The 8,968-nt window shown below is 69.0% G+C and carries 8 protein-coding genes and 1 pseudogene; 7 read left to right on the top strand and 2 right to left on the bottom strand.

Annotation, left to right across the window (positions count from 1 at the left end; translation table 11 throughout):
* Nucleotides 1–42 precede the first annotated feature (42 nt).
* Together nicT and AC5592_RS29840 are read left to right on the top strand one after the other, a co-directional pair.
* Nucleotides 43–1,104, top strand: coding sequence for a Nickel transporter NicT (nicT, locus tag AC5592_RS29835; protein WP_198163966.1), 1,062 nt, complete (start codon nucleotides 43–45; stop codon nucleotides 1,102–1,104).
* Complete coding sequence (locus tag AC5592_RS29840) at nucleotides 1,101–1,856, top strand: DUF6390 family protein (protein WP_063066125.1); 756 nt, start codon at nucleotides 1,101–1,103, stop codon at nucleotides 1,854–1,856. The genes nicT and AC5592_RS29840 overlap by 4 nt, the downstream gene beginning before the upstream one ends.
* Nucleotides 1,857–1,868: 12 nt before the next feature.
* Here AC5592_RS29840 and AC5592_RS29845 read toward each other — a convergent pair whose 3' ends face one another.
* On the bottom strand, nucleotides 1,869–2,699 hold the full coding sequence (locus AC5592_RS29845) for a YihY/virulence factor BrkB family protein (protein ID WP_063920420.1): 831 nt from the start codon (nucleotides 2,697–2,699) through the stop codon (nucleotides 1,869–1,871).
* A 340-nt stretch (nucleotides 2,700–3,039) separates the two neighbouring features.
* On the opposite strand from AC5592_RS29845, the gene AC5592_RS29850 reads away from it, so the two are divergent.
* Genes AC5592_RS29850 through AC5592_RS29860 form a run of 3 tightly spaced genes read left to right on the top strand, consistent with a single transcriptional unit; the run spans nucleotide 3,040 to nucleotide 4,795 of the window.
* Entirely contained in the window at nucleotides 3,040–3,951 is a 912-nt protein-coding gene (locus AC5592_RS29850; RefSeq protein WP_198163967.1) for an LLM class F420-dependent oxidoreductase, read from the top strand.
* Nucleotides 3,948–4,259, top strand: coding sequence for a hypothetical protein (locus tag AC5592_RS29855; protein ID WP_036501484.1), 312 nt, complete (start codon nucleotides 3,948–3,950; stop codon nucleotides 4,257–4,259). The genes AC5592_RS29850 and AC5592_RS29855 overlap by 4 nt, the downstream gene beginning before the upstream one ends.
* On the top strand, nucleotides 4,259–4,795 hold the full coding sequence (locus AC5592_RS29860; protein WP_063066127.1) for a Dabb family protein: 537 nt from the start codon (nucleotides 4,259–4,261) through the stop codon (nucleotides 4,793–4,795). Before AC5592_RS29855 ends, AC5592_RS29860 begins: the two co-directional genes overlap by 1 nt.
* Before the next feature lie 20 nt (nucleotides 4,796–4,815).
* Here the strand turns inward: AC5592_RS29860 and AC5592_RS29865 are convergent, their stop codons facing one another.
* Entirely contained in the window at nucleotides 4,816–6,759 is a 1,944-nt protein-coding gene (locus AC5592_RS29865; protein ID WP_084507378.1) for a serine/threonine-protein kinase, read from the bottom strand.
* 238 nt (nucleotides 6,760–6,997) lie between these two features.
* Here AC5592_RS29865 and AC5592_RS29870 point away from each other — a divergent pair, with 238 nt between their 5' ends.
* Entirely contained in the window at nucleotides 6,998–7,939 is a 942-nt protein-coding gene (locus AC5592_RS29870; RefSeq protein WP_084507382.1) for a pentapeptide repeat-containing protein, read from the top strand.
* Nucleotides 7,940–8,057: 118 nt separating this feature from the next.
* Nucleotides 8,058–8,968 (top strand): annotated as a pseudogene (locus AC5592_RS29875) (hypothetical protein); the annotation flags it as partial.

Genomic DNA, 8,968 nt, shown 5'->3' on the forward strand with positions numbered 1-8,968 from the left:
CGCCCGGCGGGGTCGCGGGCGGGAGATACGATGCGGCCGACGATGACGGTATCGCCCCCTCGGGAGTGGGCGCGGGAACAGCGCGCCCGGCGCCGCGGCGTGACCGGTATGGCCGTGACGGTGGTCGCGCTGCACGTCGCGGGCTGGGGGCTGCTGGCAGCCCTGGTCATCCCGAACCACTACGCGGTGGGCAATGTGGTGTTCGGCGCCGGCCTGGGCGTGACGGCGTACACGCTGGGGATGCGGCACGCCTTCGACGTCGACCATATCGCCGCGATCGACAACACCACCCGCAAGCTGGTGGGCGAGCGCAGGAACCCGGTGTCGGCCGGATTCTGGTTCTCGCTCGGCCATTCCACCGTCGTCTTCGTCATGGTCGGTGCGCTGGCACTGGGCGCGCGGGTGCTGGCCTCCGGCGTCGAGGACGACGGCTCCGGGCTGCGGCGCTGGACCGGTACCTTCGGCAGCGGCGTCTCGGGAACCTTCCTGCTGCTCATCGGTGTGCTGAACCTGGTGTCGCTCATCGGTATCGGGCGGGCACTGCGCGCGGTGCGCCGAGGGGAGGGTGACGAGCGGGAACTGAATTCCCGGCTGTACGCGCGCGGGGCGCTGAACCGGGTGCTGGCGCCGCTGGTGCGCGCGGTGCGCAGGCCGGGGCAGATGTATCCGATCGGTGTGCTGTTCGGACTGGGATTCGACACGGTGACCGAGGTGAGCCTGCTGGTGCTCGCGGGCGGCGCGGCGGCCGACACCGATCTGCCGTGGTACGCGATCGTGGTGTTGCCGCTGCTGTTCTCGGCCGGTATGACTCTGTTCGACTCGCTGGACGGGGCGTGTATGAACGCGGCCTACGGCTGGGCCTGCGCGGCGCCGGCCCGCAAGATCTACTACAACCTGCTGGTGACCGGGCTGTCGGTCGCGGTGGCTCTGCTGATCGGCGCCCAGGAGATCGTCTCCGTGGTCACCGGCGCACTGGGCATCACCTCCGGCCCGCTGGCCTGGATCGGCGGTCTCGATCTGGGGGCGATGGGATTCGTCGTGGTGGCGCTGTTCGTCGCGACCTGGCTGCTGGCGCTGATCCTGTGGCGACGCGAGGAAACATGAGCGGGCCGCAGATGTTCGCACGCTACGCCTACGCGCCGAACGCGCTGGGCTACTGCGGGCCCGCCGACGCCCCCGCGCTGGCCGGCGGGACCGATGCCGAGATCCGGGCCGTGGCACGGCGCTTCTCCGGGGCCTGGCCGTACCTGCGGGTGCTGTCGTCGATGACCGGAATCGCCGATCCGCTCGACCCGCGACTGGTCGAATCCTATTGGCTCGGTGGGGGAGTCGGCGCCCGGATCGACAGGACGGAATTCCTGTCGAGGCTGTTGTCGGTGATCGGCCCGATCGCCGGCGGATACTGGCGTCACCTGGGGCCCGAACTGGCCGAGGAGAGCGCGGCCAACCACAACTTCCATGTCTTCGGTATCTACCCGTGGACCCGTCTGCTCGGCCGGGGTCCCGCGGATCTGCCGCTGGGGGTGCTCGACAACTGCCGGATCACGTGGGCACGTGTCTGCGCGCGCGACGCCACCACCGCGACGGTGCGCATGCGGCGGCTGTGCTGGAGCGATTCCCGGCTCTCGCTCTCCGCGGAGACGTCGCGCCGCATCGAATTGGCCGGGGCGGGCATCGATGCCGCCGATATCGAGGTGGGCGACCATCTCGCGCTGCACTGGGAGCACATCTGCGCCCGGCTCGACCACACCCGGCTCGATCGGCTCACGGCCGCGACGGCCTGGCAGCTGGCGGCCACGAACCGCCGCCTGGACCCGAACTCCGCGACACCGGCCCGGCGCTCACGGGCCTCGTGACGGCGACAGCGATCACTGCGCCGAGTCCTTGCGCAATGTTCTCTCCCGGGTGATCTGGGCATCGACCACCGCGCCGAGCAGGATCGCGAAGTTGGTGAGCCACAGCCACATCAGCAGGACGATCGCCGCGGTCAACGATCCGTACACGCGATCGAGCGAGTCGAAATGGGCGGCGTAGAGCGCCAATCCGGCCGATCCCGCGATCCAGATGCCCACGGCGATCACGCTTCCGGAGGTCAGCCAGCGCAACCGCTGCCCCTCGGTGTTCGGCGCGACCCAATACAGCAGCGCCAGTGCGACACTCACCAGCAGGGCCAGCAGCGGCCACTTCACGATCGACCAGACGAGCAGGCCCGCCGAACCCATCCCGATCCGGTTGCCGGCGTGTTCGGCCAGGCCCGGAGTGATGGCGAAGCCGAGCACGGTGACGACCACGGCGACCACCAGCATCAGGCCCAGGGCGAATCGCAGTGGCAGTGTGCGCCACAGTGATCGGCTCTCCCGCACCCCGTAGAGGTCGTTGGCCGCGCGGATGAACGCCCCCAGATAGGTGGATACGGTCCAGAACGCCGACAACAGGCCCACGACCGCCATCGGACCGGACAGCGACTTGACCGACTGCAGGTGGTGGATCGAGTCGGAGATCAGTGACGTACCGCCGCCGGGACCCAGCCGACCGGCCGCGCCCGCGAGCGAGTCGGCGGGGGCGGGTCCGGCGACACTCAGCACGACGATGGCGATCAGCAGGGCCGGAAACAGCGACAACATGCTGTAGTACGTCAATGCCGCCGCCCAGTCGGACAACTCGTCCGACCACGCCGCGCGCACGGTACGCAGGACCACTCTGACCTCGGCCCGGCGAAACATCCGGTACCGAAGCGCCGGCTCCGATCCGACCGCCACAGCCTCTACCTCCCAGCAGTTTTCGATCCGCGCACAGTCGGATCGACGGCGCATGTGTTCGGAATACCACTACCGCATCCCGCCACGCGCGGCCGGTGCGGTTTCCTTTCGGTGACGATGTCGAGCTCGGCGACGCGACCGGATGCGGTGAGGGCTTGCGAGACAACCTCTTTCACCGTGGCGGCCGGTTTCGCCGCGCGTGTTCGCTGAATGGCGCAGGTGTCCCGGTGGGCGAGATCGAGTGTGGGTGTGTCGTGGATCACGGCTGATGCTGAACCGCATGATTCGGATCGGAATGCTGTTGCCCTATGTGGACGGAATGATCGGTTCCGGCGGATTTCTGCAGGATCTGGCGGGGACGCTGGAGGCATGCGGGGTCGAGTCGGCCTGGGCGGTCGAGCACGTGGTGGTGGCCGACGAGTACGACCCGCGGTACCCGTATTCGCCGGACGGGCGGATGCCCGGCGCCGAGCACGGGGCGCCGATGACCGATCCGCTGGAGACGATCGCCTTTCTGGCCGGTTCGACGCGCACGCTGCGCTTCGGCACCGCGATGATGGTCGCGCCGCTGCACAGTCCGGTGGTCCTGGCCAAGCGGGCCGCCACCATCGCGCTGCATTCCGGTGACCGGCTGCTGCTCGGGCTCGGAATCGGCTGGCAGAAGGAGGAATACGCGGCGATCGGCGTGCCCTTCGCCGATCGTGGCGCGCGCCTCGACGACGGGATCGGCGCGATGCGTGCGCTGTGGGCGGACGCTCCGGCGAGTTACGCGGGCAAGCACGTGCGTTTCGATCGCGTCTACTGCGAACCCCGCCCGTCGAAGGGCACGGTGCCGATCATCGTGGGAGGCAACAGCTCGCCCGCGGTGCGGCGGGCCGGTCGCCTGGCCGACGGCTGGTTTCCGTACACGATCACGCCGGCCGATTTCGCCGCGCGCGCCGACGAAGTGCGTGCGCACGCGCGTGCCGCGGGGCGTGCCGACAGCGCGGTCGAATTGACGGCGTGGCCCGGATCATGCGATCCGGCAAGGGAATTCGACGTCGACTTCGTCCGCGGCTACACCGATGCGGGCGCGTCGCGGCTGGTGGTGAACCCGCCCCTGTTCGGTGACGAGTCGCTGTTCGCCGCCGGGATCGCCGGGCTTCCCGGATATATCGCCCGGTACCTCGACGAGGTGGTGAGCAAGCTGTGACCACGACGGTGACGGTGATCGACGAGATCGCCATGCCCCGGGATCGTGTCGAGGAGTGGTCGCGGCGCTGGCGCAGCGACTATCTGCCCGGCGCCGGTGACCGCGGCATGCGCGTGGTCCGGCAGTGCCGCCGCTTCACCTCCCCCGACACGGTGATGCTGGAGATCCAGTGGGAACTGCCCGGAATCTACGAGTTCTACGGGATGCGCGCGGCGGCGGGCGCCGACGACGCGGTGAGCAGCTTCTGGCAGTGGACCGATTCGCTCGCGCTGTCGCGGGCGCGTCGCGTCCTCGAGGAGGTGCGGTGATGTCGCGCTGGGTTGTTCGCACACCGGCGGGAGTCGACGGTCCGGCCGGGGCCGAGGGCGGAGACGATCTGCCCGGTAGCGTCGGCGGACTCGGGATGACCTGGGATGTGAGCTGTGACGATATCGACGCGGCCTGGCCGGGTCGACCGGCGGGCGCCGACGCCGTGGCGCTGACCCGCCTCGTCGGCGCGCGGGTCGCGATGTCCGGCAAGCGCATCAAACGCACGTTGCTGCTGCGGGTGCGTCCGGGAACCGAACCGGCCGTGGTGGACCGATTCGAAGCCGACCTGGCCGCGATGCCCGGCCACATCGCGGCGATCGGGTCGTGGACCCTCAGTCGCGCCGACCACCCGCGGTGGACACATGCCTGGGAGCAGGAATTCGCCGACCTCGACGGCCTCAACGCCGACTACCTGCTCCACCCCTACCACTGGACCTGCGTCGACCGGTGGTTCGACCCGGAAATCCCCGGCTCCATCGTCGACCCGGCCATCGCCCACCTGTACCGCTGGGCCGAGGGACCAGTGCTGTCCTGAGAGGCGCGACCGGCCGTCGCCTACTCGACGCCCGCGTCCGTGGTGGATGTGGCGGCGACGCGTTCGAGGGCGCGGAGATCCCTTCCGATGACTCCGTAGAGCAGGTAGGCGAGGATGAAGCCGAGGATGCCGCCGACGCACAGGATGCGGACCGCCCAGATGATGGACTCGATGTCCGGCGCCGGCAGGAACGTGATCCCGGTGACGCCGACCAGGGGTACGGCGGCGGCCGCGGTGAGGTAGATGCCGGTGCGCCGGGCGAGCCGGCGCAGGTGTTCGACGTCGGCGGCGTCGGACCGGCCGTGTGCGAGGAAGATCGGGTACAGGAACCGGACCACGTACCAGGTGATCGCGAAGTACGGGTAGGCCAATGCGACCGCGCCGCAGACGACCAGCGACAGCAGGAAATGCGCGTAGGTGCCGCGCGGAACGCTGCCGGTGACGAGATTCAGCATCACCGGAAACAACACGCCGCCGGCGAACCAGAACACGAAAGCGATCGCCGCCACCCGGTTGGGGAGTCGCAACGCATCGATGCGGGCCCCGGTGAGGACCGCGTCGGGATAGCCACGCCCCTTGTGCAGTCCGATGGAAATCTCGAGGAGGTGGCGCGCGGTGTAGAGAATCAGCAGGGTGGCCACGACGATGGCCAGCGGATACAGCACCCGGGCCACATCGTGGAAGGACTGCTGCACCTCGGGCGTGAGTTTGCCGACGATCAACGTCCTATTGTAGTAGTAGTTGTACCAAGCGGCGGTCAGGTTCGGCACGGCGATCGCGAGCGCGAGAATCGGTATCGGCCACAGCGGTCCGCGCGGCCGGTGGCTGTGTGAGGGCGCGTCGACCAGATCGCGGGCCTGCGGGTCGAGGCACAGCTCGAACTGCTGGGCCAGCTCCGCACCGTTGTTCCAGCGGTCGGTGCGCTGCGGTGCCAGACAGGTCAGCAGCACGCGGCGCAGCGAGGCGGGGCAGTCGGCGGGAAGGTCGTCGAGGAATTGCGGCACTATCGGACTGCGTCGCATCTCCAGCAGCTGTTCGACCGAGCCCTGGGAATCCTTCGCCTCGGTCACGGGAAACGGCCGCCGCCCGGTCAGCAACTCCCACAACATGACCCCGAGTGCATAGATATCGCTGCGTGTGTCGAGGTCGTCCACGGTGCCGGGCAGCTTCGGGTGGCTGGCCTCGAGATGTTCGGGAGACATATAGGCCAGCGATCCGCCGAAGTACGCCACCGGGCTGCTGCCCGCGACGTGGTCGCTGAAACTGATGTTGAAATCGGCCAGTTCGGGTGTGGCGTCGGCGGCGAGCAGGACGTTCGCCGGTTTGATATCGCGGTGCAGCACACCGCGCCGTTCGGCGTACGCGAGGGCTTCGGCGAGCCGGCGTCCGAGCCAGGCCACGGTTTCCGGCCAGGACCGGGCCGCGATCTCGTCCCGTGTGCGACTGCTCGACATCGGAAGCTCGCCCTTGTCCTTCAACGCTTCGTCGACGGCGTCCAGCAGCAGCCGGCCGCTGCGCCGCTCCGGTGCCGTCGCGCGGACCCGCGTCAGCACCGAAGCCAGCGTTCCGCCCGGGACGTATTGCATATACAGCATTTTCAGCCCCAGGTCCGGCAGCACCCGCTGGTCGTACACCCGGACGATGAATTCGTGGTCCAGCTGGGCGAGAGTCTGGGGTTCGGCGCCGTGGTCGGCGGAGATCTTCACCGCCACCAGACGTTGCATCGACCGCTGCCGCGCCAGGAATACCTTGGCGAAGGCGCCGTGCCCCAATTCCAGCAGCAGATCGAAATCGTCGATCCGATCACCGGGTTCGAGGTCGGTGCCCGGCGCGGCCACGGTCGGCTGCGGCCCGATCGTGCCGGTGGATTCGTCGGTGTCGGCGGGTCGCCGGACAGTGTTCACCGTCCGATCGGCCAATGGGTCGAAGGCGGCGGTGGCATCGCCTTCCGGTCGAGCGCCCATATGCTGGTCACTCCGGGATGAGACGTCGAGACATGGTGAATTTTATCGCGCCCGGGACGGTTATCCGACAGCGATCTTCCAGCATTTCGGGGGTTCGAATCCCACGCAGTCGACCGGCGCACCGTAGCCGGTCGATTACTTTTCGGTGACGATTGTTATGGCGGATGTCGACCGGTTATACCGTCGTTACAGCGAGTGAAGAGCTTTTCTGGGCGTTGCAGGCGTTTAGGAGGTTCGAATGGTAGCGCTCGTACAACGCCGACCGGCACCGGTGGCCGCGGCGGCGAATCTATTGCTCGACAGTGAATCGAATTCGGCAGATTCTTTTCGGCGCAAGCGTTTTCGGTGGCCATGGCAACTGGCCGACATGTTCGTCTCGGCGGCGGCGCAGCTGTATGTCGGTGAGGGGCGATCGCAAGTGTCCGCCGTGCGCACGCTGGCCGATATCGCCGACGCCTCCGCGTCCACACCGCGCCAGCAATGCGTGGACGTACTGTGCGGTTATCTTCGGCTGCCTCGCGCGACCGGGCGGCTCGGTGGCGACGACCGGACGGTCCGGCGGACCATTGCGGCCGTCATCGCCGAGCACCTCCGCCGCGGCGCGCGGCGCAGCTGGTCGCGCGCCACATTCGATTTCCGCAATGCCCAGCTCGACGATGCCGATTTCACCGACGCGGTTTTCGGCGGCCCCGCGATATTCGAGGGTGCGAATCTGGCGGGCGTCACCCGATTCGACGGTGCGAGATTCTCCGCGGACACCCGATTCCAGGATGCGGCCTTCGAGACCGCGTGGTTCCGGGAGGCGGTGTTCACCGATTCCGCCAGATTCTTCGGGGCGCGATTCGCGCGGGCCCGGTTCGACGGAACGACCTTCCGTGGCAGCGCCCAATTTCCTCTGGCGGTCTTCGCCGGCGACGCTCGATTCCACCGGGCGGCATTTCGCGGCGGGGCGTACTTCGACAGCGCGCAGTTTCGCGGCCATGCCGACTTCGGCGCGGCCGGCTTCACGGGACCGGCCCGATTCGACGGGGCCGCGTTCACCGTCGGCAGCTCGTTCGAACGCGCCCGGTTCCACGACCCGATCCTCTCGGAAGAGCTGCCGACCGCTGCGGCCGGGTGGTTCATCGCACCGGCCCCGCACGAGGTAGCCGACCGGATGCCGGTGCCCGCATGCCGGTAGCCGCACCGCGTCGGCCGCGGAAACAATCTGCCCCGCTCAGACTGCCGGTTTCGCGGTTGGCCGCCGCAATCCTGGGTAGTAGCTCGGACGACGGTACTCGTACGGGCTTGGAGGTCCGGTGTTTCAGGCGTTGATCGGTGTGGTGTCGGGGGTCGGCCGGACGGGGACGGCTCTCATCGGCGGCTCTGCGCGGCTGCCCGTGCGCGCGGTGTCCGCCGGGCAGACCGCACTGCGGCTGACCGAGGTGGCCGACGATATCGCCGGGCAGTTGCAGCGCGAGGTGCGGTCGTTGCTGAACCCGGCGTTGCGCCGGGACGGGAGGCGGATCGCCGCCGTCGAGGATCGGATGGTCATCGAAGTGCGGGGCCTGTGTTCGGAGCGCAGTGAACAGGTCGCCGAGGCCGTGCACCGGCGCGTGGGCTCGTTGCCGGGTGTGCGCTGGATGCGAGTGAACGCGGTCACCGGGGATGTGGTCGTCGCGGTCCGCGACGATCGAGCGGTGCCCGGACTGGTCGACGCGATCGCCGCCGCCGAGGAGGACGTCGGCGTCGCCGACACCGTCTGGGACCCCAGTGCCGAACATCCCGCCGATCTGGAACCCGTTGTCTCGGCGGCGATTTCACTGGCCGGGGACTTCCTCTCCGCCGGTGTCACCTTCGTCGGAGCGGCCATTCCCGGCCGCAACGGCGTGGCGACGCTGCAGTCGCTGGTCGCGCTGGCCGACTCCCAGCCCCGTATCCGGCGGCTGCTGGAACAGCGTCTCGGCCGGGCCCGCACCGATCTGCTGCTCACCACCGCGAACGCGCTGGCCCAGGCCGCCGGCGACAGCCCCGCGAACGTCCTGGTCGATGCGCTGCACCGGGCGTTGGCCGTCACCGAACACGGTGTGCGCCATGCCCGTTGGCGATTGTGGGAGGTCGAACACGGTCACCGCCGGGCCCGCGACATCCTGCAATCCCCGCCACACCGGCAGCGTCCGGTCGAACTGCCGCCCGGCCCGGTCGAGCGGTGCGCGGACGAGGCCTCGGC

This window comes from Nocardia violaceofusca NBRC 14427, assembly GCF_963869435.1.
Lineage (GTDB): Bacteria > Actinomycetota > Actinomycetes > Mycobacteriales > Mycobacteriaceae > Nocardia > Nocardia aobensis.